Consider the following 21,765-nt stretch of genomic DNA (forward strand, 5'->3'; position numbering starts at 1 on the left):
CCGTCAGCCGGTTACGAAATAATAGACCGCGAGCAGCAGCCCGACGGCAATCACCAGGCCGCGGATGACAGCCTGCGGCACGCGGCGGGCGAGCCAGACGCCGGCATAGCCGCCGAGCGCGCCACCGGGGATCATCACCGCCGCCTGCAGCCAGCCGACGACATTGCCGCCGGCAAAGACGACGATGGCGACCGCGGCGATCACCATCGCAAGAAAATTCTTCATGGCATTGAGGCGGTGATAATCGCCGCCCTTGGAAAGCCCCAGTACCGCCAGCATCATGATGCCCATACCGGCACCGAAGAACCCGCCATAAATGGCGGTGATGAACTGCCCAACCAGGCCGAGCGGCGTGACCGGCGCGCCATCCTTCGATGCGGCCGGACGCAAGAGCGGGCCGACGGCGAAGATCGCGGTCGCGGCGATCAACAGCCAGGGCACCATGACCCGGAAGGACGGATTGGACAGCGACAGGAGGATGAGCGCGCCGGCAAGCCCGCCGACAAGCGAGAGGAGGCCTAGCACGACCGCCTCGCGCCGGTCGGCCATGATTTCGCGTCGATAGGCGAGCGCCGAGGTGACATAGCCTGGAAATTGGACGATGGAGGAGGTGGCATTGGCAACGATCGGCGGCAGGCCGGCCAGCGTCATGGCGCCGAAGGTGAGAAACGTGCCGCCGCCAGCAACGGCATTGACGGCGCTCGACAGGAAGCCGGCGAGAAACAGCATGATGGCGGTGGATATGGACATGAGGCCTCCCCGGCGTTACGGTCCGACATAGCCTGCTGCTTTCTCTGCGGCAAGGCGCGGAATCTGCCCTGCGCCGGCCTGTAACGGCAAGAATCTTCGTCGGCCGGGGATGACAAGCCGCACGCTTTGGTGTATTCGCCCGACCGGTTCGGGTAAATCCCGTCGCCTGTAAAACAAAGAATGGTGAATTCGCTCTTGTCTCCCACCCGGGAAACAAGGCCTGGCGGTCCTCATGCGAGGAGCCAAGAGGCCTGATCGAGCGCTCTGGCTGTTTCAGAAGAAATCGAGAAGGTTAGACACGATGAACATCATCCAGCAGCTGGAAGCCGAACAGGCCGCCAAGATCGAAGCCAAGCGCAAGCTTCCGGAATTTTCGGCAGGCGATACGTTGCGCGTCAATGTCCGCGTCACGGAAGGCACCCGTACCCGTATCCAGGCCTATGAAGGCGTTTGCATCGCCCGCTCCGGCGGCGGCATCAACGAGAGCTTCACAGTCCGCAAGATTTCCTACGGCGAAGGCGTCGAGCGCGTGTTCCCGGTCTATTCGCCGATGGTCGAAGGCGTCGAAATCGTTCGCCGCGGCAAGGTCCGTCGCGCCAAGCTCTACTATCTGCGCGATCGTCGCGGCAAGTCGGCCCGTATCGTTGAAGACACCGGCGTTCGCGCCCGCAAGCTGAACGACGCCGAGCGCGCCGCCGTGGCTGAAGAAAAGGCCCGCCTGGAAGCCGAAAAGGTCGCAGCAGCCCAGGCGCTCGCCGCCGAAAAGGCAGCAGCCGATGCCGCAGCCGCCAAGGCCGCTGAAGAAGCCGCCGCTGCAAAGGCTGCCGAAGAGACCGCAGCAGAATAAGCTTCGATCCCATTCCGGATCATCGGGCAAGGCGGCCTTCGGGCCGCCTTTTTCATTTGGTGAAACGATATAGCTCCCTCAAATACCGGGCTGAAATTCGCGCGAAACACCCGGTGGACGCACTGAGTGGTTTCAAATTCGTGGCCGGGGCGACGCTGTGGGCCTTGCCAGTGCGCGGGCTTCTGTGACAGGTTCCTTTCGCCACAATTCAGGAGCCGTTCCCCTCATGTTTTCCCGCCGCACCATTCTTGCCGGGCTGACCGCCCTTGTCCTCGCCCCGCTCGGCGCCGTCGCCGCCGACCTGCCAGATCTGGCCGGCCGCAGCGTCGTTGTGGTCACGGAAAACGCCTATCCGCCGCTGCAATTCGTCGATCCGAAGAGCGGCAAGGCGATCGGCTGGGAATATGATGCGATGGAAGAGATCGCCAAGCGGCTGAATTTCAAGCTGGAAATCCAGAACACCTCCTGGGACGCGATGATCCAGGCGGTTTCCGATGGCCAGTACGATATCGGCATGACCGGCATCACCATCAAGGACGAGCGCAAGGCCAAGGTGGATTTCTCCGATCCCTATATGCGCTCGCAGCAGTTCATGCTGGTGCGCGGCGACGAGAGCCGCTTTGCCGATGCCAAGAGTTTCGGCGCCTTTGCGGACGGACTGGTCGGCGCCCAGCCGGGAACCTCGCCCTTCTATACGGCGGTCTATGAAATCCTCGACGGCAACGAACAAAACCCGCGCATCAAGCTTTTCGAGACGTTCGGCGCCACCGTACAGGCCTTGAAGGCCGGTGACGTCGATGTCGTGCTGACCGACAGCGTCGCGGCCAAGGGCTATGTCGATTCCTCCGCCGGCGCGTTGAAAGTGATCGGCGGTCCGCTCGGCACCGAGGATTTCGGCTTCATCTTCAAGAAGGGCTCCGATCTCGTCGTTCCGGTCAATGCCGCGATCGCGGCGCTGAAAGCGGACGGCACCTTCGACCGGCTGAACCAGAAATGGTTCGTCGACTACAAGATGGGCGAATGACCGGCATCCGATGACGCCTGCCCGACACGACAATTCTTCGAAGGGCGACTATTCCTGGTGGCTGGTCGCCCTTGCCGTGATCGCCCTGGCGCTGGCCGCGGTGATCGTCTCCAGCGAGATCTACACCGAGGTCTTCACCATCGTCTCGGCTGGCATCGGCATCACCATCCTGGTGACGTTGCTCGGCTTTTCGCTGGCCACGCTGCTTGGCCTCTGCATCGCGCTGATGGCCCTGTCGGGCAGTGCCTGGCTGCGCCAGATCGCCCGCTTCTATACCGAGGTCATCCGCGGCATCCCCATCCTGGTGCTGTTGTTCTACATCGCCTTCGTCGGCGCGCCGGCATTGGTGGCGCTGATCAATTTTCTGCTGTCGCCGCTGATTTCCGCCGGGACCATGGAGCCGGTGCTGGTGCGCGACCTCTCCCTGATGTGGCGGGCGGTCATGGCGCTGACCATCGGCTATTCGGCCTTTATTGCCGAAGTGTTCCGCGCCGGCATTCAGTCGGTCGATAAGGGGCAGGTCGAGGCGGCTAAGGCGCTCGGGCTTTCGCGCTTCCAACGCTTCCGGCTGATCGTCTTTCCGCAGGCGATCCGCGTCATCCTGCCGCCGCTCGGCAATGATTTCGTGGCGATGATCAAGGATTCCTCCCTCGTCTCGGTGCTCGGCGTTGCCGACATCACCCAGATGGGAAAGATCTACGCTTCCGGCTCTTTCCGCTTCTTCGAGACCTATTCGATCGTCGCCTATATCTATCTCATATTGACCATAGGCCTCTCGCTGATGCTGCGGCGGCTGGAGATGCGGCTGCGACGGGGACAGAGGGGCTGAACGAACGCCCTCGCCCGCCGCACTGGTAATTTCCCCCTGTTTCCGCCATATACAGGCAGAGAAACGATGGACGTGGACATGATGGGCGACAGGGTCGAATTTGCCAGGATGAACGGGCTTGGAAACAAGATCCTGATCGTCGATATGCGCGGCCGCAAGGACAGGGTGACGCCTGAAGCCGCCATCGCGCTCAATGCCGATCCTCAGACCGGTTTCGACCAGATCATGGCCATCCACGATCCGAAATCCGAGGGGACCGACGCCTTTATCGACATCCTCAATTGCGATGGCACGAAGGCGCAGGCCTGCGGCAACGGCACGCGCTGCGTCGTCCAGGCGCTGGCCGCCGAAACCGGCCGCCAGACCTTCACCTTCCAGACCGTCGCCGGCATCCTGAATGCGCGCGAACACGAAGACGGCACCATTTCCGTCGACATGGGCAAGCCGGTCTTCGAATGGGACAGGATCCCGCTGTCGGAAGATTTTCACGATACCAGCCGCATCGAACTGCAGATCGGCCCGATCGACGATCCGGTCCTGCATTCGCCGAGCGTGCTGTCGATGGGCAATCCGCATGCGGTGTTCTGGGTGGACCGAGACGTCATGTCGTTCGATCTCGAACGCTTTGGCCCCCTGCTCGAAAACCACCCGATATTTCCCGAGCGCGCCAATATCACCCTGGCCGAGGTCACCTCGCCCTCCTCCATCCGCACCCGCACCTGGGAACGCGGCGCGGGGCTGACGCTGGCCTGCGGCTCGGCGGCATGCGCTGCTGCCGTCTCGGCCGCCCGCACCGGCCGTACCGGCCGCACCGTGACGGTTGATGTGGCAAGTGCTACGCCGCCCGGCATCCTGACGATCGAATGGCGGGAAAGCGACGACCGCGTCGTCATGACCGGACCGGCCGAATGGGAATGGTCCGGCACGCTTGATCCGGCGACGGGCATGTGGTCGCGCGACGAGGCACCGCTCAGGGAAGCGGGAAGCCTGGGCCTTTGAGCGGCGTCGACATCATAACCTTCGGCTGCCGGCTCAATACCTATGAATCCGAGGTGATGCGGGCAAAGGCCGAGAAGGCCGGGCTGAACAATGCCGTGCTGGTCAATACCTGTGCGGTGACCGGCGAGGCCGTGCGCCAGGCCCGCCAGGCGATCCGCCGGGCGCGCCGCGAGAATCCCCACGCCCGCATCATCGTCACCGGCTGCGCCGCCCAGACTGAAAAGCAGAGCTTCGCCGAGATGCCCGAGGTCGATCTCGTGCTCGGCAACGAGGAGAAGCTGAAAAGCGCCTCCTATCGGGCGCTGCCGGATTTCGGCGTGTCGGCGGAAGAAAAGCTGCGCGTCAACGACATTTTCAGCGTGCGCGAGACGGCGCCGCAGATGGTGAAGCTGATCGAGGGCCATGTGCGCGCCTTCATCCAGGTGCAGAACGGCTGCGACCACCGCTGCACCTTCTGCGTCATTCCCTATGGCCGAGGCAATTCCCGCTCGGTGCCGATGGGCGCCGTCGTCGACCAGGCGCGCAAGCTCGTTGAAGGCGGCTACCGCGAGATCGTGCTGACCGGCGTCGATGCGACCAGCTATGGCGCCGACCTGCCGGGAAACCCGACACTCGGCCTGCTGGCCAGGACCTTGCTGAAGCAGGTCCCCGAAATCCTGCGCCTGCGGCTCTCCTCGATCGACAGCATCGAGGCGGACCGGCACCTGATGGACCTGATTGCCGACGAACCGCGCTTCATGCCGCATCTGCACCTGTCGCTGCAGCATGGCGACGACATGATCCTGAAGCGCATGAAGCGACGCCATTCGCGCGCCGATGCGCTCGGCTTCATCGCGGATGTGCGCCGGCTGCGGCCGGAAACGAGCTTCGGCGCCGACATGATCGCCGGTTTCCCGACGGAAACCGAGGACATGTTCGAAAATGCCGCAAGCCTCGCCGAGGAAGCAGGCATCGCCCATCTCCACGTCTTTCCCTATTCGCCGCGCGAGGGCACGCCGGCGGCCCGCATGCCGCAACACGACCGGGCGCTGGTCAAGCAACGCGCCGCAAGACTGCGCGCCACTGGACTTCGTCTCCATCAGGCCCATCTTGACAGCATGATCGGAACGCAGCAAAGCCTGCTGGTCGAGAACAACGGCTTGGCGCATACGGAAAACTTCACCCTTGTCGCCGTGCCCGGCCTGATGCCGCGCACCATCGTGCAGGCCGTGATCACCGGCCACAACGGCAAGCATCTCGACATGCAACAGACGGCCGCAGGCGCGGCCCGGCTTATGGAATAGACATGGCGCTCAGCTTTTTCAAAAAGGTCTTTACCTTCGGCAAGGACAAGCCGGTGGAAGCCAAGCCGGCCCCCGCGCCCGCCGTCGACGAGGTCATGGACCAGGCCGAGGCGGTGTTCACACCGGATCCCCCGCCGCCCGAGACCGAGCCGCAGCCGCTTTACTCCACCGATGACCTGCCGACCGCCACCGATCCGGTGCTGCCGGAGGAAATGGAAACCGCCGGTGGCCCCGCCGCCGACAGCGCCGATGCGCCGGAGTTCGAGGCGGACGAGGAACCCGCCCTTCTTCCGCCCGCTGAAGATATTGGCATTCTCGGCGTTGCTCCGTTGTCGCTGCTGGAGGCTGAGGCCGAGGCATCCGAGAACGAGGAGAGTGCCACACCCCCCTCTGTCCCTTCGGGACATCTCCCGCTCAAGGGGGGAGATCAGTTGGAGACCGAAGCTACCTCCTTGATCTCAAGCTCTGATGACCAGACCGAAAGCGCGCCACCTGCAATCTCCCCCCTTGAGGGGGAGATGCCCGACAGGGCAGAGGGGGGTAAAGCCTCCTCGACCTCGGAACTGCCGGTCGAAACTCCCATCCTCCCCAAGGGCTTTGCCGCCGGCCGTGCCGCCGAAACCGAGCCGGAAGCGCCCAAGCAGAAGCTCACCTGGTTCCAGCGGCTGCGTGCCGGGCTTTCGCGCACCTCCTCGCAACTCACCGGCCAGATCACGGCACTCTTTACCAAGCGCAAGCTCGACGACGAGACGCTGCAGGAGCTGGAAGACCTGTTGATCCAGGCCGATCTCGGCGTCGAGACGGCGTTGCGCGTCACCGATACGCTCGCTTCCGAGCGCTATGGCAAGGACGTGACCGGCGAGGACGTCAGCCGCATCATGGCGGCCGAGATCACCAGGGTGCTGGCGCCGGTCGCCCGGCCGCTGGAACTCGATCTTTCCCACAAGCCGCATGTCATCCTCGTCGTCGGCGTCAACGGCACCGGCAAGACGACGACGATCGGCAAGCTGGCCGCCAAGCTTTCGGGCGCCGGTCTCAAGGTCATGCTGGCCGCCGGCGACACGTTCCGGGCGGCTGCGATCGAGCAGTTGAAGATCTGGGCCGAGCGTACCGGCTCCGAAATCGTCTCCTCGAAACTGGGTGCCGATGCCGCCGGCCTTGCCTATGAAGCGTTCGAACAGGCACGGCTGAAGAAGAGCGACGTGCTGATCATCGACACGGCCGGGCGGCTGCAGAACCGCACGGAGCTGATGGCGGAACTGGAAAAGATCGTCCGCGTGCTCGGCAAGCTCGATCCGGATGCGCCGCATACCGTGCTCCAGACGCTCGACGCCACCACCGGCCAGAATGCGCTGAACCAGGTCGAGATCTTCCGCAATGTCGCCGGCGTCAACGGCCTGATCATGACCAAGCTCGACGGCACGGCGCGCGGGGGCATCCTCGTCGCCATTTCCGCCAAGCATAAACTACCCGTCTATTTCATCGGCGTCGGAGAGGGCGTGGACGATCTGGAACCGTTCGAGGCCAAGGACTTTGCCGAGGCAATCGCCGGAATTGCCCATTGACCCGGATATAGTTTTGCCTTTTTGCTGATGTTATAGAGGCTCCCCAAGCTCCGTCATCCTCGGGCTTGACCCGAGGATCCAAAAACAAAGCGGGGAAGTGGACGATTATACGTCGCACCGCTGATGGATCCTCGGGTCAAGCCCGAGGATGACGGAGCGGGAGACGAATGCACACCGGACACCCACTACATCGCTCCAGCGAGCAGCACTTTAGGAACGACAGCATGTCATCGATCGAGACGGTCAAGCCGCGCAGGGAAATCAGCCCGCTTTTGAAAATGGTGCTGGAACTGGGGCCGCTGGTGGTCTTCTTCTTTGCCAATTCGCGCGGCGAATGGCTGGCGACGCAATTCCCTTCCCTGACGGAACTCGGTGGCCCGATCTTCATCGCGACCGGCCTGTTCATGGCCGCCACCGCGATCGCGCTGACGGTCTCCTGGCTGCTCACCCGCACCCTGCCGATGATGCCGCTGATCTCCGGCGTCGTCGTCCTCATCTTCGGCGCGCTGACGCTCTATCTGCAGAACGACACCTTCATCAAGATGAAGCCGACCATCGTCAATACGCTGTTCGGGGCCATCCTTCTCGGCGGCCTGCTGTTCGGAAAATCGCTGCTCGGTTATGTCTTCCACGCCGCCTTCAAGCTCGACGAGGCCGGTTGGCGCAAGCTCACCATCCGCTGGGGTGTGTTCTTCCTGTTTCTCGCCGTGCTCAACGAAGTGGTCTGGCGCAATTTCTCCACCGATGTCTGGGTGGCCTTCAAGGTTTGGGGCACCATGCCGATCACCGTGTTGTTCACGCTGTCACAGATGCCGGTCATCATGAAACATTCGCTGGAGCAGGATACGTCCGCGTGAGCACCATGATTCCGGCCGAAAGCCGTCCGCCCCGGACAGTCACGCTCTGGCTTTTCGCCTGCGCCGCGGTTCTTCTGCTGCAGGTCCTCATCCAATACTGGATGGGCCGCACGCCGATCTGCGAATGCGGCTATATCAAGCTGTTCGAGCCGGTTGCCAACGGCCCGGGCAATTCGCAGCACCTGGCCGACTGGTACACGCCCTCGCATATCATCCACGGTTTCCTGTTCTACGGCCTTGCCCATCTTACGATGCGCAACAAGCCGCTGGCCGCCAAGCTGCTCCTGGCGCTGGTGATCGAATCCGGCTGGGAAATTCTCGAAAATTCACCCCTGATCATCGACCGCTACCGCACGGCGACAATCTCGCTCGACTATTACGGCGACAGCATCCTCAATTCGGCCATGGACACGATCTTCATGGCGCTCGGCTTCTTCTTCGCCTGGCGGGCGCCGGTCGCGGTCACGGTGGCCATTGCCATCGCCTTCGAGATTTTCACCGGCTGGCTGATCCGCGACAATCTCACTTTGAACGTGCTGATGCTGGTCTATCCGCTGGATGCGGTGAAGGCCTGGCAGGGCGGTGTTTGAGGTGACAGTGGATCACGTTGGACACTGACGTTCGGGGCTTCACCCCCTCTGTCACTGCGTGACATCTCCCCCCCTCAAGGGGGAGATCATTCTTTTCCCTTGAAGGCACCAGGCTCTCGGTCAATCTCCCCCCTTGAGGGGGAGATGTCGGCGTCGCCGACAGAGGGGGTAAGCCCTCCAAGCCCACCAGACTCCAGAGAATGAATTACGTCCCCGCCAACGCCTTCTCGATCGCCGGATAGAGGCCTTCCTTCAGGCTGCGCTCGTCGAACGGGCCGACGCGCTTGTAGACGATGGTGCCGGATGCATCGACGAGGTAGGATTCCGGGATGCCGTAGACGCCCCAGTCGATCGCCGCCTTGCCGCGTGGATCGATACCGATGGCCGAGAACGGATTGCCGAGTTCGCCGAGGAAGCGCAGCGCATTCTCGGACTGGTCCTTGTAGTTGATGCCGACCACCGTCAGCCGCTTATCCTTGGAAAGTTCCAGGATGATCGGGTGCTCGTCGCGGCAGGGCACGCACCAGGACGCCCAGACATTGACCAGCGTCAGCCTGCCCTTGATGGCCGCATCGGTGAGCGCCGGCATGGCGGCGTTGCCAAGTCTGGCACCTTCCAGCGGCGGCAGGGCAAGCGATGGCGCCTTGGTGCCGATCAGGGCCGAGGGGATTTCGCTGATATTGCGGCCGGAGCCGAGCTGGCTCCAGAACAGTGCCGCCAGGGCAACGAAGATCAAGAGCGGCAGGACCGCCAAAACCAGGCGTATCCGCCCCGGTGACTGGCTGGAGGGCGGCTGGCCTTCAACCGACCTTTCGTCAGGCGTTTCGACACTCATTTCGTCTCTCCGCCCGCCTGCGAACGACGGCGGATACCGGCCTCCTCCAGCGCCCGCAATTCACGACGGCGGTTGCGCCCGTCGACGAGCACCCAGAGGACGAGGCCCGCCAGTATGACGGCTGCAAAGGCATAGCTGGCGAAGACATAGGCTGCATGGCTCATCATCGTCACGCCTCCCGGCCGGCGCTGCGGGCCGCCTGCCGGCGCATCGACGTCACCCGGCGGCGCCAGATCTCGTTGCGCATCGCGGCGATGTGCAGGGTAAAGAACAGGACCGTGAAGGCGGCCGCCATGACCAGGAGCGGCCAGAGGAATTCCGGATCGATGGTCGGGCCGTCCAGGCGAAGCACGCTTGCCGGCTGGTGCAGCGTGTTCCACCACTCCACCGAGAATTTGATGATCGGGATATTGACGAAGCCGACGAGGATCAGCACGGCCGAGGCCTTTGCCGCCTTGCCCGGCTCGTCCATCGCCCGATTGAGCGCGATCAGGCCGAGATACATGAGAAACAGCACGAAGACGGAGGTCAGCCGCGCATCCCAGACCCACCAGGTGCCCCACATCGGCTTACCCCAGAGCGAGCCGGTAACGAGCGCCAGAAGCGTGAAGCTGGCACCGATCGGGGCCGCGGCGCGGGCGGCGACATCGGCCAGCGGATGCCGCCAGACCAGCGTGCCGAGCGCCGAGATCGCCATCACCGTGTAGCACATCATCGACAACCAGGCGGCAGGCACATGCACATACATGATGCGCACCGTCTCGCCCTGCTGGTAATCGCCCTCCGTCGTGAAGGACAGGTAGAGCCCGATGGCCAGCAGCACGGCGCTGAGGACGGCCAGCCAGGGCAGGACAAGCGCCGAAAGCCCGAGGAACCGGGTGGGGTTGGCAAGGTCGCTGAATTTGCGGATGGCCAGGCTGTTTTCGTTCATGATGGTTCTTTAACCCCGAAGGCGCTTGTCTTCAATGCATCTCGTGCGGTCGCGATCCGCGTCAGTCGGACGCGGACCTGAGCGCCAGTGCCGCCGCGAGCGGCCCGATCACCGCAAAGAACAGCGTGATCGCCAGCAATATCATCAAGGGCGGCAGGAACGGGGCCGGATCCTCCACCGCCGCGTAGGACGCGCTGACGCCGAAGATCAGGACCGGAATGGCGAGCGGCAGGACCAGGATGGAGACGAGCAGCCCGCCGCGCGGCAAGGTCACGGCAACGGCCGCACCGGCAGCGCCGATCAGCGTGACGGCGGGCGTTCCGACGAGGAGCGTCAGCATGGTCGCGCCGATGGCGATCTCGCTCATATTCATGAACAATCCCAAAACCGGAGAGGCGATCACCAGCGGCAGGCCGGTCGCCGTCCAGTGCGCCAGGCATTTTACCAGCACGGTTACGACCAGCGGCGTCTCCTGCATCAGCATCAGGTCGAGCGACCCGTCCTCGCGCTCCGCCTGGAACAGCCGGTCGAGCCCGAGCAGCGAGGCAAGCAACGCCCCGATCCACAAGATCGCCGGGCCGATCCGCGACAGGAGATTGAGATCGGGCCCGACCGCGAACGGCACGACCGCGACGACCGTGAGGAAAAACAGCACCCCGATCAGCGCCCCGCCGCCGGCGCGCACGGAGAGTTTGAGGTCGCGGAGGAAGAGGGAGATCATCGGGACGCTCTCACTTCACTGAGGCTTTCACCCCCCTCTGTCACTTCGTGACATCTCCCCCTCAAGGGGGGAGATTGGGCCTTGAGGCCGCTGCGAAGCTCTGTCTCCCACACAAGAGAAGCTTGCGCCGGGTAGGAGGTATCCTCCAGCCGATCTCCCCCCTTGAGGGGGAGATGCCCGACAGGGCAGAGGGGGGTGTTCGCGGCAAATTCGATCCTCAAATCAACTCCTCCCCTACGCTCGCAAATCCCGTCATCCGCAATTCCATCGCCTCCACACCGAGCGGCTGGTGCGTTGCCGCCACCACGATGCCGCCAGCGGCGAGATGCTGCGTTGTCAATCCGGCGAACAGGCGATCTGCGCTGGCGTCCAACGCCGCTGTCGGCTCGTCGAGCAGCCAGATCGGCCGGTATGCGACCAGAAGCTTGGCCATGGCCATGCGGCGCTGCTGGCCGGCCGACAGATAGCCGAAGGGCAGATGCGAAATGCCGGCGAGCCCGACGGCCTCGACCGCCGCCTCGATCCCGACGCCGTGGCCGTTGGCCGAATCACCCATGAAGCTTTTCCAGAAGGCGAGATTTTCCGTCACGGTCAGTTCGCGCTTCATGGCGTTTCGATGCCCGAGATAATGGCAAAGCTCGCGCGGATGGCCGATCTCTGCGGGCGCGCCCTCAAGCCGAACGGTGCCGGAAAGGGTCTCCAACAGCCCGGCCAGGACCCGCAGCAAAGTCGACTTCCCCGACCCGTTCGGCCCCGTCACCACAACGGCTTGCCCGGCCGAAAGAACAAAGGAAATATCGTGAAAAATCAGGTCCTCGCCGCGCTGCGCACTAAGACCTTCGACGACGAGGCGGATCGGCATTCACATTCCCTTTACGACATTCGTCGCAACGCAAAAAATTGTCTCAAATTGACCGCGTCCGGTCTGGCACGTTCCGGCGAAATTATCTATAACCGCCCCAACACGCCAGCGGTCGGCGTGAATTTCATCCTAGCGCCGAACATGGAAATGATTTTCCAGGTACGGACAGCGGAAATGACCGTACCCGCATCCCATATCGCGCATCAATGCGTTCGGGCGTTCGTACGTCAGTTTTGGCGATCAAACGGAACGGGGTAACCAGTGTCCAAATCCCTTGACAGTTTCAATTGTCGTTCCACGCTTTCGGTAAATGGCGTGGACTATGTCTATTACAGCCTGCCGAAAGCGGAGGCGAACGGCCTCACCGGTGTTTCCAAGCTGCCCTATTCGATGAAGGTGCTCTTGGAAAACCTGCTGCGCAACGAGGATGACCGCTCGGTCAAAAAGCAGGACATCCTCAATGTCGCGGCCTGGCTCACCAACAAGGGAACCGCCGAAAACGAAATCGCCTATCGCCCGGCCCGCGTGCTGATGCAGGATTTCACCGGCGTTCCGGCCGTGGTCGATCTCGCCGCCATGCGCGACGCGATGGTGTCGCTCGGCGGCGATCCTGAAAAGATCAATCCGCTGGTGCCGGTCGATCTCGTCATCGACCATTCGGTGATCGTCGACGAGTTCGGCACGCCCACCGCCTTTGCCCGCAATGTGGAGCTGGAATACCAGCGCAATGGCGAGCGCTACCGCTTCCTGAAATGGGGCCAGCAGGCCTTCAAGAATTTCCGCGTGGTCCCGCCCGGAACAGGCATCTGTCACCAGGTCAATCTCGAATATCTCGGCCAGACCGTCTGGACCAAGGAAGAGGATGGCGAGACGATCGCCTATCCGGATACCTGCGTCGGCACCGACAGCCACACCACGATGATCAACGGCCTTGGCGTTCTCGGCTGGGGCGTCGGCGGCATCGAGGCGGAGGCGGCCATGCTCGGCCAGCCGGTTTCCATGCTCCTGCCTGAGGTTATCGGCTTCAAGCTGACCGGCAAGCTGAAGGAAGGCGTCACCGCGACCGACCTCGTTCTGATGGTCGTGCAGATGCTGCGCAAGAAGGGCGTGGTTTCCAAGTTCGTCGAATTCTTCGGCTCCGGCCTCGATAACATGACGCTGGCCGACCGTGCGACAATCGGCAATATGGGCCCGGAATACGGCGCGACCTGCGGCTTTTTCCCGGTCGATTCCGAAACCATCAGGTACCTCACCATGTCCGGCCGCGAAGAGCAGCGCATTTCGCTGGTCGAAGCCTATTCCAAGGCGCAAGGCATGTGGCGCGACAATGATGGCGCCGATCTCGTCTTCACCGATACGCTGGAGCTCGACCTCGGCCAGGTGGTCCCGGCCATGGCCGGCCCGAAGCGTCCCGAAGGCCGCATCCCGCTGGAAAACATCGCAACGGGCTTTGCCGGGTCGCTTGAGAACGACTACAAGAAGCCGGGCCAGCTCGACATGCGCTTCCCCGTGGAAGGCGCGGACTACGACATCGGTCACGGCGATGTGGCGATTGCCGCCATCACCTCCTGCACCAATACGTCGAACCCGAGCGTTCTCATCGCCGCCGGCCTTCTCGCCCGCAACGCGGTCGCCAAGGGCCTGACGTCGAAGCCCTGGGTCAAGACCTCGCTTGCCCCAGGAAGCCAGGTCGTCGCCGAATATCTGGAGAAATCCGGCCTGCAGGTCGATCTCGACAAGCTCGGCTTCAACCTCGTCGGCTTCGGCTGCACCACCTGCATCGGCAATTCCGGCCCGCTGCCGGCGCCGATTTCCAGGACCATCAACGAGAAGGGCCTGATTGCCGCCGGCGTTCTCTCCGGCAACCGCAACTTCGAGGGCCGCATTTCGCCGGACGTCCAGGCGAACTATCTCGCCTCGCCGCCGCTGGTGGTGGCCTATGCCCTGGCCGGCAGCGTCCGGAAGGACCTGACCAGCGAGCCGCTCGGCACGGGAAGCGATGGCCAGCCGGTCTATCTGAAGGATATCTGGCCGACTTCGCAGGAAATCCAGGAATATATCCTGAAATACGTCACCCGGGCGCTCTACGCAGCGAAATATGCCGATGTGTTCAAGGGCGACGAAAACTGGCAGGCCGTCCAGATTCCGGCGGGCCAGACCTATGCCTGGGACGACGATTCGACCTATGTGCAGAATCCGCCGTATTTCGTCGGCATGGGCAAGTCCGGCTCGGGCATTTCCGATATCAAGGGCGCCCGCGTGCTTGGTCTGTTCGGCGACAAGATCACCACCGACCACATCTCGCCGGCCGGTTCGATCAAGGCGGCCTCACCGGCCGGTGCCTATCTCATCGACCACGGCGTCGGCATTGCCGACTTCAACCAGTACGGCACGCGCCGCGGCAACCATGAAGTGATGATGCGCGGCACCTTCGCCAATATCCGCATCCGCAACCACATGATGGGACCGAACGGCAAGGAAGGCGGCTACACGATCCACTATCCTTCGAAGGAAGAGATGTCGATCTACGACGCCGCCATGAAGTACAAGGAAGAGGGCGTTCCGCTGGTCGTCTTCGCCGGTGTCGAATACGGCAACGGCTCGTCGCGCGACTGGGCGGCCAAGGGCACCAATCTGCTCGGCGTCAAGGCCGTGATCGCCCAGTCCTTCGAGCGTATCCACCGTTCCAACCTCGTCGGCATGGGCGTCGTGCCCTTCGTCTTCGAAGAAGGCACGATGTGGGAAACGCTCGGCCTCAAGGGCGATGAACGGGTGACGATCGAAAACCTTGCCAACGTTCAACCGCGTGAAAAGCGCATCGCCGTGATCACCTATGGCGACGGCACGGTGAAGGAAATCCCGCTCATCTGCCGCATCGATACGCTGGACGAGGTGACCTACATGAACAATGGCGGCATCCTGCAGACGGTTCTGCGCGACCTCGCCGCCTGATCATCGCACTCAAACGAAAGCCGGGGCCAGCGATGGTCCCGGCTTTTGCATGCCGGTCCCTGTATCCGCGCCTCACTCCAACGTGACTTTCTGTTGAAGGAGGGGCGGCGTATGAAGAGGCAGGCGATCTCTTCGCCGTTCAACGTCTCCGAATGGAAATCCGATGCTCCGACACAGTATCGTCCGCCGCGCCCTTGTTGCCTGCGGTCTTGTCGCCTGCGGTTCCGGCCTCGCCGCGCTGCCGGCGACCGCGCGCGACCTGGCAGCCCCGACCGGCGTCGTGGAACTGTTCACCAGCCAGGGTTGCTCCTCCTGTCCGCCGGCCGATGCGGCCCTGAAGCGGCTGATCGACGACGGCAAGGTCGTGGCACTGGCTTATCACGTCGATTACTGGAATTATCTCGGCTGGGCCGACACGCTCGCCTCCAAGGACAATACCGCCCGGCAATATGCCTATGCGCGGATGCTCGGCCGCAACGGCGTCTATACGCCCCAGGCCGTGCTCAACGGCCGCAGCCATGTCAACGGCGCCGATCTTGCCGGTATCAACAGCCGGCTCCTGGCCATGGCCGATGGCGGCGAGGGACTTGACGTCCCGGTCGAGGCCCGCGTCGGCGGCGACGAGATCGATATCAAGGTGGGGGCGGGCAAGGGAAAGGCCAATGTCATTGTCGTCTATTTCGACCGCGAGCAAATGGTCGATGTCAAGCAGGGCGAAAATGGCGGCCGGAAGATCGCCTATTGGCATGCGGTGCGCGATGTCCAGACGATCGGCATGTGGGACGGCAAGCCGGCCAGCTTTGTGTTGCCGGCCTCGATCCTCGACCAGGGCAAGAACGGCGGCTGCGCGGTCCTGTTGCAAACCATGAAGGACGCCGAAACCCCCGGAGCGATCCTTGGCGCCGCGGCGGTGGTCACCGGCACGGCGGCCGATTGAGGCCATTTTCGGATCTGGTTCGGCCCGGCAGCATCGAGGGGCTGGGGCTGAGGGTTCGAAGATGCCGGACCGAACCGGCCATGTCCCGGCAACTGGCATTGCCGACATGGCATCTGGAGCGGCCGTGCCCGGACGGGCTTGCTGACACTCCAGGCCGCGCCCCGCTGGCCCTTTGTCGGGATTTGGAAGCGCGGAGCCGACACGCGAGAACAAGAAGCGGTGCCGGCGGCGGCGAGTGTCCTGTCGAAATGGGGCGCCGGTTTGACTGAAATGCGGCAGGCGGAAAAAAGTCTGCGGGCGAAGCCTTGGCTTGCGGCTTGCTTTTCGACGAAGGTCAGGCAAACTGTTTTGGTCCTGTCACAATACAAGGCCGGAATACGATATGACTGATCAGCCGGATTTGCCGCAAGGCGAGGCCCGTTCCGAACGGCAGCAAGCGTCCAGCGTCGTCGTCCATCTGCACGAATATCGCGGCAAGGACCAGGATCAGCTTCCCATTACCTTCCACCGCCGTGAACTGGACCTGATCCTCCGGGTCTATGGCCGCATGGTCGGCGACGGCGAATGGCGCGACTATGCCATGGACCACCTGCGCGACCGGGCGGTCTTTTCGGTGTTCAAGCGCTCAGGCGAGGCTCCGCTTTTCCGGATCGAGAAGAACCCGAAACTGGCCGCCAAGCAGGGCGCCTACAGCGTCGTCAATACCCATGGCACGATCCTGAAGCGCGGCCATGACCTGCAGCAGGTCCTCAAGATCTTTGACAAGATGCTGAAGCTGATCAAGACCTGACGCCTCGTTCGCCAAATCGTAGCCGTCAGTCGCGATAGAGCGTATCGGGATAGACGCCGGGGGCCGGATCGGTGCCCAGCCCCTGCCCGAGCGGCAGCTGCATGAGGATCGTATCGAGCCAGCGGCCGTGCTTGAAGCCGGTGCCCTTCATCAGCCCGGTATGCTCGAAGCCAGCCGAGCGGTGAACCGCCACGGAGGCCGGATGCGCACCGCCGATGACGGCGGTCATCTGCCGGAAGCCGAGCTCGGTGCAGCGGCGGATCAGTTCGGCCAGCAGCGCCCTGCCCACGCCCTTGCCCCGCGCCTCGGGCGCCAGATAGATCGAATCCTCGACAAGGAACCGGTAGGCCGCGCGGGTGCGGAAGGCTGAGGCATAGGCATAGCCGAGAAGCGTGCCGTCGGCATTGACCGCGGCGATATAGGGATAGCCATTGCCGATGATCGTTGAAAACCGCGTCGCCATCTCGGCCTCGTCGGGCGGCGTCAGTTCATAGGTGGCGATGCCGTTGGTGACGGATTCGCTATAGATCGCGGTGATGGCGGAAAGATCGGAAAGGGAGGCATTGCGCAGGGTGAACGACATCGGGGAAACCTGGTTCGAACGGGCGGGCTTGGCCTATCTCATAATCCCAAGTCGCGGCCTGACAAATACTATTCTCGGATCGCGCGCATGAAAAAGGCGGCCGAAGCCGCCTTTTCCGAAGTCTGCTGGATGCTGCTATTCGCGGTTGCCGAGAAAGCGCAGCATGAACAGGAACAGGTTGATGAAGTCGAGATAGAGCGTCAGCGCGCCCATGATGGCCTTGCGGCCGGCGGCTTCGGCACTGTCTGCTTCGTAGTACATTTCCTTGATCTTCTGCGTGTCGTAAGCGGTGAGGCCTGCGAAGATCAGAACACCAATAGCCGAGATCGCAAAATCAAGCGCCGACGAGGCGAGGAAGATGTTGACGATCGAGGCAATGATCAGGCCGAACAGACCCATCATCAGGAACGAACCCATGCCCGACAGGCTACGCTTGGTGGTGTAGCCGTAGAGCGACAGAGCGCCGAACGATGCGGCCGTGACGAAGAACGTCTGGGTGATGCTCTGGCCGGTGTAGATCATGAAGATCGACGACAGGGAGAGACCCATCAGGCCGGCATAGACCCAGAAGGTGGTCTGCGCGGCGGATACGCTCATCGAATTGATGCGGAAGCTCATGTAGAAGACGAGGGCCAGCGGCGCCAGCATGACAACCCATTTCAGCGGGCTTACATAGATCGCCTGGCCGAATGCGGTCAGTTGTCCGTCGGCAAAGGCGAACTGGAACGCCGCAAAGGCGGCGATACCGGTGATCGCCAGGCCAAGCGCCATCAGGTTGTACACCTTGAGCATATAGGTGCGCAGACCCTGGTCGATCACGGCCCCGGCCTGCGCGCCGGCAGGCGACATTCGGGATTGGTAGTTTCTGAGATCAGCCATTGTTTCCTCTTTACAAGCCCCGGTGAAGTTACGGTGTCGGGCAGTGGCGCATACGGTTCGATGCCAGCCGATATACCCAGGCGCCGCTGCGGGGCTCCAGCATGCCTGCGTTGAATATGATGTCGAAATACGGCTTGCACAAGAGCGCCAGCCCCCGGAATCGCATGAAATCCGGCCTGGCAAGGCTTTCAGGGGTTAGCGTTAACGGTTAATTCGCCGTCAGAGCTCCCTGAGCACCGGCGCCGCCTTCTGCCCGAGCACCCGCCAGGTGCCGGCAAGTCCGAAGCCGACGGTGACGACAAGGGCGGCCGCCATGGTGGTCAGTGCCACGTCCGGCAGGAAGGACGAGGGCAAAGTCATGATCCGGCTGACCACGAACCAGGCCGCCACGCCGCCGGCAAACAGCGCGAAGACCGCCGTCGAAAGCCCGAGGATGGCATATTCGTAGCAGAAGGCGCGGATCAGCGTCGAGCGGGTGGCGCCGAGCGTCTTGAGGATCACCGCATCATGGGTGCGCGCCCGGTTGCCGGCCGCAAGTGCGCCGGCAAGCACCAGCACCGAGGCGATGAGCGCCACGGCGGCGGCGGCGCGGATCGCCGTCGCCAGCTGGCCGAGCAGCACATTGACGATATCCAGCGCATCCTTGACCCGCACGCTGGTGATCGTCGGATAGCTGTTGGTGATCGCCTTCAGCGCGGCCGCTTCCTCGCCTGCCGTCGCCTGCGGGTCGATCACAGTGGCGATCCAGGCATGCGGCGCGCCGGCGAATGTATTGGGCGAAAAGACCATGACGAAATTGATCGACAGCGATTCCCACTCGACCTTGCGGAAATTGGCGATCCTCGCGGTGACATTGCGGCCAAGCACGTTGACGGTGACGGTATCGCCGAGCTTCAGCCCCAGCTCTCCGGCCTCCTCGGCGGAGAAGGAGACCAGCGGCTCGCCGCTGTAGTCGGGCGCCCACCAGCTTCCCTCCGTGAGGGACGAATTTTCCGGGCGGTTTTTCGCATAGGTGATGCCGCGATCACCGCGCAGCACCCATTGGCCGCCGCGCGGCACGTTCATCTTCGTCACGTCCTCGCCGTTGAAGGCAAGAATGCGGCCGCGCAGCATCGGCACTTCGATGATCTTGCCTTCGGGGAGGGATGTCTGCAGCAGCGCGCGAAACCCTTCGATCTCCGCGCTCTGGATATCCACGAAGAAGAAATTCGGCGCCCGTTCCGGCAAATTGCCGGTAAGTTCGCGCCGCAGATTGCCGTCGATCAGCGCCAGCGTGACGAGAAGCGCCAGCCCAAGGCCGAGTGAGAGGACGACGGAGGGGGTGAGCGCCCCCGGCCGGTGGATATTGCCGATGGCGAGCCTGAGCGCCGGCGAGCGCACGCGCGGCGCCCGGCGGGCAACCATGGCGACGAGAATGGCGACGCCGCGCAGGACCACGAAGGAAAAGGCGATGGCGCCGAGAAAGGTCAGCGAAATCATCCGGTCATAGGCCGTCAGCACCGCAAGGCCGGCAAGCGCTGCCAGGCAAAGGCCGGCCGCCAGCAGATAGGGCCAGGACGGCAGCGCCGATCGCTCGAAGCTCTGCTCGCGAAACAGCGCGGTTGCCGGCACTTCGCGGGCATGGCCAAGCGGCAGGATCGCAAAGGCAAGCGAGGTCAGAAGGCCGAACAGCGCGGCAAGTCCGAGCGCCGACGGGTATAGCTGGAAGGCGGTGGAGACCGGCAGCATGCCGGCCAGGAATTGGGCGGCAACAAAGGGAATGAGCGCGCCGAGCACAAGTCCGATGCCGATACCGATAAAGGCGATCAGAAGGATCTGGACGAGGTAGATGGCCGTCACCATCGCGGCCGGCGCCCCGACGCATTTGAAGGTGGCGATGACGCCGCGCTTGGAATCGAGGAAAGCGCGCACCGCATTGGCGACGCCGACACCGCCGACGATGAGGGCGGTGAGGCCGACAAGCGTAAGGAACTGCGAGAAGCGGGTGATATTAGCCGTCAGCGCCGGGGCGGCGTTCTCGCTAGTCCTGATCGACCATCCGGCCTGCGGGAATTTTTCCTCCGCCTGCTTGCGCAGCGCCGGCACCGTGCCGGGATCGGCGACCTTCACCTTGTAGGCATGCTCGACCAGGCTGCCGGTCTGCACCAGGCCACTGGCGACAAGCCCCGCATCCGAAACCAGCAGGCGCGGCGCAAAGCCAAAACCTTCCGAAAGGGCATCGGGCTCGCGCACGATAAGCCCGGACAGGCGAAAGCGCTGGTTCCCGAGCAGGATTTCGGCGCCCGTCTCAAGACCCAGCCGCTCCAAGAGGAGAGGTGCGGCCAGGGCGCCGTAGACGCCGTCCTGTTCGGCAAGAAGATTGGCAAGCGGCGCGGATGGCTCGCTTTCGAGCGTGCCATAGAGCGGATAGGCCTGATCGACGGCCTTCAACTCGACCAGCGCCTGGTTGGATCCATCGGGCAGCCGGGCCATGGAGCGCAGGCCCGACGACACCGCGACCGTTCCCATTCCGCCGATGAAGGCTTTTTCTTCCTCGGTCGCGACACGGTTGTTGAGCTCGAAGCGGATATCGGCGGCAAGCAGTTCGCGCCCCTGGCTGGCGATCGAACCAGTGATCGACTGCGACAGCGAATTGACGCCGGCAATCGCCGCCGTGCCGAGCGCAACGCAGGCGAGGAAGATATAGAAACCCTTGAGGCCCCCGCGCATTTCCCGAAGCGCGAGGCGGAGCGCCAGCCCGAGGCTGAAATTACCGGCGGCACCGGCCCTCATGCGGAGGCAGCCTTGGTCAGCGGAGCATCGTTTCCGGTATCGGAGATGGCGCCCGAGACGATCTCGCCGGAGCGGACGCGCACCTGGCGCGAGCAGCGCGCGGCGAGCGACGCATCATGGGTGACGAGAACCAGCGTCATGTCGCGCTCGGCCTGCTTGGAAAAGATGAGGTCGGCGACCTGGCTGCCGGTTTCGGCATCGAGATTGCCGGTGGGCTCGTCGGCGATCAGCAGCTTGGGCGCCGGCGCCAGCGCCCGGGCGATCGCCACGCGCTGCTGCTCGCCGCCGGAAAGCTGGCCGGGATAATGCGACAGGCGCTCGCCAAGCCCGACCGAAACCAGTTCGCGCCGGGCGATCTCGAAGGCATTGGCGACATTGGCAAGCTCGAGCGGCACCGCGACGTTTTCCAGCGCCGTCATGTTCGGGATCAGATGGAAGGACTGGAAGACGATGCCGATATTGCGGCCGCGAAATTCCGCCACCCGGTCTTCGCTCAAATCGTGCAGCGGCGTGCCGTCGATGGTAATCTCGCCGCTGTCGAGCCGTTCCAGACCGGCGAGCACCATCAGGAGGGTCGATTTGCCGGAGCCGGACGGACCGACGATGCCGACCGATTCCCCCGCCTCGATGGCAAGGTCCATGCCCTTCAGCACATGAACGGACGCGGCGGCCTGCCCAAGGGTCAGATCCGCATTTTTCAGTTCGATCATGGTTTTTGCCAAAGGAAATTGCCCTATATGTCAAATATCGGAAAAATGC

At 63.3% G+C, this 21,765-nt stretch carries 21 protein-coding genes; 11 read left to right on the forward strand and 10 right to left on the reverse strand.

What is annotated here, in order from left to right:
- Positions 1–3 precede the first annotated feature (3 nt).
- Complete coding sequence (locus ASD31_RS07555) at positions 4–750, reverse strand: sulfite exporter TauE/SafE family protein (RefSeq protein WP_056331532.1); 747 nt, start codon at positions 748–750, stop codon at positions 4–6.
- 301 nt (positions 751–1,051) lie between these two features.
- On the opposite strand from ASD31_RS07555, the gene rplS reads away from it, so the two are divergent.
- The 8 genes from rplS to ASD31_RS07595 all read left to right on the forward strand — a co-directional run bounded on the left by rplS (position 1,052) and on the right by ASD31_RS07595 (position 8,744).
- Positions 1,052–1,597 (forward strand): 50S ribosomal protein L19, encoded by a 546-nt coding sequence (rplS, locus tag ASD31_RS07560; RefSeq protein WP_056331535.1) that lies wholly within the window; start codon positions 1,052–1,054, stop codon positions 1,595–1,597.
- Between the two features lie 226 nt (positions 1,598–1,823).
- Positions 1,824–2,621: a transporter substrate-binding domain-containing protein gene (locus tag ASD31_RS07565; protein ID WP_056331537.1), complete on the forward strand. Its 798-nt coding sequence runs from the start codon at positions 1,824–1,826 to the stop codon at positions 2,619–2,621.
- Between the two features lie 10 nt (positions 2,622–2,631).
- On the forward strand, positions 2,632–3,450 hold the full coding sequence (locus ASD31_RS07570) for an amino acid ABC transporter permease (RefSeq protein WP_056331539.1): 819 nt from the start codon (positions 2,632–2,634) through the stop codon (positions 3,448–3,450).
- Between the two features lie 81 nt (positions 3,451–3,531).
- A complete protein-coding gene (gene dapF / locus ASD31_RS07575) occupies positions 3,532–4,449 on the forward strand; it encodes a diaminopimelate epimerase (RefSeq protein ID WP_056331600.1) in 918 nt (305 codons plus the stop codon).
- A complete protein-coding gene (gene mtaB, locus ASD31_RS07580) occupies positions 4,446–5,732 on the forward strand; it encodes a tRNA (N(6)-L-threonylcarbamoyladenosine(37)-C(2))-methylthiotransferase MtaB (RefSeq protein ID WP_056331541.1) in 1,287 nt (428 codons plus the stop codon). Before dapF ends, mtaB begins: the two co-directional genes overlap by 4 nt.
- A gap of 2 nt (positions 5,733–5,734) precedes the next feature.
- The gene (gene ftsY, locus ASD31_RS07585) at positions 5,735–7,297 is read left to right on the forward strand and encodes a signal recognition particle-docking protein FtsY (RefSeq protein WP_056331543.1); all 1,563 of its coding nucleotides are present in this window, start codon (positions 5,735–5,737) and stop codon (positions 7,295–7,297) included.
- A 224-nt stretch (positions 7,298–7,521) separates the two neighbouring features.
- On the forward strand, positions 7,522–8,154 hold the full coding sequence (locus ASD31_RS07590) for a septation protein A (protein WP_056331545.1): 633 nt from the start codon (positions 7,522–7,524) through the stop codon (positions 8,152–8,154).
- A 5-nt stretch (positions 8,155–8,159) separates the two neighbouring features.
- The gene (locus ASD31_RS07595; protein WP_056331602.1) at positions 8,160–8,744 is read left to right on the forward strand and encodes a DUF2585 domain-containing protein; all 585 of its coding nucleotides are present in this window, start codon (positions 8,160–8,162) and stop codon (positions 8,742–8,744) included.
- Between the two features lie 205 nt (positions 8,745–8,949).
- Here the strand turns inward: ASD31_RS07595 and ASD31_RS07600 are convergent, their stop codons facing one another.
- The 5 genes from ASD31_RS07600 to ccmA form a co-directional block, all read right to left on the reverse strand.
- Entirely contained in the window at positions 8,950–9,579 is a 630-nt protein-coding gene (locus ASD31_RS07600) for a DsbE family thiol:disulfide interchange protein (protein ID WP_082520472.1), read from the reverse strand.
- Positions 9,576–9,746, reverse strand: coding sequence for a heme exporter protein CcmD (gene ccmD / locus ASD31_RS25335; protein ID WP_082520473.1), 171 nt, complete (start codon positions 9,744–9,746; stop codon positions 9,576–9,578). Before ccmD ends, ASD31_RS07600 begins: the two co-directional genes overlap by 4 nt.
- A 2-nt stretch (positions 9,747–9,748) precedes the next feature.
- The gene (locus tag ASD31_RS07605; RefSeq protein ID WP_056331547.1) at positions 9,749–10,510 is read right to left on the reverse strand and encodes a heme ABC transporter permease; all 762 of its coding nucleotides are present in this window, start codon (positions 10,508–10,510) and stop codon (positions 9,749–9,751) included.
- Positions 10,511–10,571: 61 nt separating this feature from the next.
- Positions 10,572–11,231, reverse strand: coding sequence for a heme exporter protein CcmB (gene ccmB, locus ASD31_RS07610; protein ID WP_056331549.1), 660 nt, complete (start codon positions 11,229–11,231; stop codon positions 10,572–10,574).
- Between the two features lie 217 nt (positions 11,232–11,448).
- Positions 11,449–12,087 carry a heme ABC exporter ATP-binding protein CcmA gene (gene ccmA, locus ASD31_RS07615; RefSeq protein ID WP_056331606.1) on the reverse strand — a complete coding sequence of 213 codons (639 nt, stop codon included), beginning with the start codon at positions 12,085–12,087 and terminating at the stop codon, positions 11,449–11,451.
- A 267-nt stretch (positions 12,088–12,354) separates the two neighbouring features.
- Here ccmA and acnA point away from each other — a divergent pair, with 267 nt between their 5' ends.
- The 3 genes from acnA to ASD31_RS07630 all read left to right on the forward strand — a co-directional run bounded on the left by acnA (position 12,355) and on the right by ASD31_RS07630 (position 16,772).
- Complete coding sequence (acnA, locus tag ASD31_RS07620) at positions 12,355–15,045, forward strand: aconitate hydratase AcnA (RefSeq protein WP_056331551.1); 2,691 nt, start codon at positions 12,355–12,357, stop codon at positions 15,043–15,045.
- A 163-nt stretch (positions 15,046–15,208) separates the two neighbouring features.
- Positions 15,209–15,982, forward strand: coding sequence for a DUF1223 domain-containing protein (locus tag ASD31_RS07625; protein WP_056331553.1), 774 nt, complete (start codon positions 15,209–15,211; stop codon positions 15,980–15,982).
- Between the two features lie 382 nt (positions 15,983–16,364).
- The gene (locus ASD31_RS07630) at positions 16,365–16,772 is read left to right on the forward strand and encodes a DUF2794 domain-containing protein (protein ID WP_056331554.1); all 408 of its coding nucleotides are present in this window, start codon (positions 16,365–16,367) and stop codon (positions 16,770–16,772) included.
- A 25-nt stretch (positions 16,773–16,797) separates the two neighbouring features.
- Here ASD31_RS07630 and ASD31_RS07635 read toward each other — a convergent pair whose 3' ends face one another.
- The 4 genes from ASD31_RS07635 to ASD31_RS07650 all read right to left on the reverse strand — a co-directional run bounded on the left by ASD31_RS07635 (position 16,798) and on the right by ASD31_RS07650 (position 21,728).
- Positions 16,798–17,355: a GNAT family N-acetyltransferase gene (locus ASD31_RS07635; RefSeq protein ID WP_056331556.1), complete on the reverse strand. Its 558-nt coding sequence runs from the start codon at positions 17,353–17,355 to the stop codon at positions 16,798–16,800.
- A gap of 135 nt (positions 17,356–17,490) precedes the next feature.
- A complete protein-coding gene (locus ASD31_RS07640; protein WP_056331558.1) occupies positions 17,491–18,234 on the reverse strand; it encodes a Bax inhibitor-1/YccA family protein in 744 nt (247 codons plus the stop codon).
- A gap of 219 nt (positions 18,235–18,453) precedes the next feature.
- A complete protein-coding gene (locus tag ASD31_RS07645) occupies positions 18,454–21,006 on the reverse strand; it encodes an ABC transporter permease (RefSeq protein WP_056331560.1) in 2,553 nt (850 codons plus the stop codon).
- Positions 21,003–21,728 (reverse strand): ABC transporter ATP-binding protein, encoded by a 726-nt coding sequence (locus ASD31_RS07650; RefSeq protein WP_056331562.1) that lies wholly within the window; start codon positions 21,726–21,728, stop codon positions 21,003–21,005. The genes ASD31_RS07645 and ASD31_RS07650 overlap by 4 nt, the downstream gene beginning before the upstream one ends.
- Positions 21,729–21,765: the final 37 nt, after the last annotated feature.

Origin of the sequence: Rhizobium sp. Root482, from assembly GCF_001426565.1 — a bacterium.
Classification (GTDB): Bacteria; Pseudomonadota; Alphaproteobacteria; order Rhizobiales; family Rhizobiaceae; genus Pararhizobium.

Excerpts from the sequence above, each read along its gene's own strand:
- ASD31_RS07555 (WP_056331532.1), bottom strand. The coding sequence starts at position 750 with ATGTCCATATCCACCGCCATCATGCTGTTTCTCGCCGGCTTCCTGTCG.
- rplS (WP_056331535.1), top strand. The coding sequence starts at position 1,052 with ATGAACATCATCCAGCAGCTGGAAGCCGAACAGGCCGCCAAGATCGAA.
- ASD31_RS07565 (WP_056331537.1), top strand. The coding sequence starts at position 1,824 with ATGTTTTCCCGCCGCACCATTCTTGCCGGGCTGACCGCCCTTGTCCTC.
- ASD31_RS07570 (WP_056331539.1), top strand. The coding sequence starts at position 2,632 with ATGACGCCTGCCCGACACGACAATTCTTCGAAGGGCGACTATTCCTGG.
- dapF (WP_056331600.1), top strand. The coding sequence starts at position 3,532 with ATGGGCGACAGGGTCGAATTTGCCAGGATGAACGGGCTTGGAAACAAG.
- ftsY (WP_056331543.1), top strand. The coding sequence starts at position 5,735 with ATGGCGCTCAGCTTTTTCAAAAAGGTCTTTACCTTCGGCAAGGACAAG.
- ASD31_RS07590 (WP_056331545.1), top strand. The coding sequence starts at position 7,522 with ATGTCATCGATCGAGACGGTCAAGCCGCGCAGGGAAATCAGCCCGCTT.
- ASD31_RS07595 (WP_056331602.1), top strand. The coding sequence starts at position 8,160 with ATGATTCCGGCCGAAAGCCGTCCGCCCCGGACAGTCACGCTCTGGCTT.
- ASD31_RS07600 (WP_082520472.1), bottom strand. The coding sequence starts at position 9,579 with ATGAGTGTCGAAACGCCTGACGAAAGGTCGGTTGAAGGCCAGCCGCCC.
- ccmD (WP_082520473.1), bottom strand. The coding sequence starts at position 9,746 with ATGATGAGCCATGCAGCCTATGTCTTCGCCAGCTATGCCTTTGCAGCC.
- ASD31_RS07605 (WP_056331547.1), bottom strand. The coding sequence starts at position 10,510 with ATGAACGAAAACAGCCTGGCCATCCGCAAATTCAGCGACCTTGCCAAC.
- ccmB (WP_056331549.1), bottom strand. The coding sequence starts at position 11,231 with ATGATCTCCCTCTTCCTCCGCGACCTCAAACTCTCCGTGCGCGCCGGC.
- ASD31_RS07625 (WP_056331553.1), top strand. The coding sequence starts at position 15,209 with ATGCTCCGACACAGTATCGTCCGCCGCGCCCTTGTTGCCTGCGGTCTT.
- ASD31_RS07630 (WP_056331554.1), top strand. The coding sequence starts at position 16,365 with ATGACTGATCAGCCGGATTTGCCGCAAGGCGAGGCCCGTTCCGAACGG.
- ASD31_RS07635 (WP_056331556.1), bottom strand. The coding sequence starts at position 17,355 with ATGTCGTTCACCCTGCGCAATGCCTCCCTTTCCGATCTTTCCGCCATC.
- ASD31_RS07640 (WP_056331558.1), bottom strand. The coding sequence starts at position 18,234 with ATGGCTGATCTCAGAAACTACCAATCCCGAATGTCGCCTGCCGGCGCG.
- ASD31_RS07645 (WP_056331560.1), bottom strand. The coding sequence starts at position 21,006 with ATGAGGGCCGGTGCCGCCGGTAATTTCAGCCTCGGGCTGGCGCTCCGC.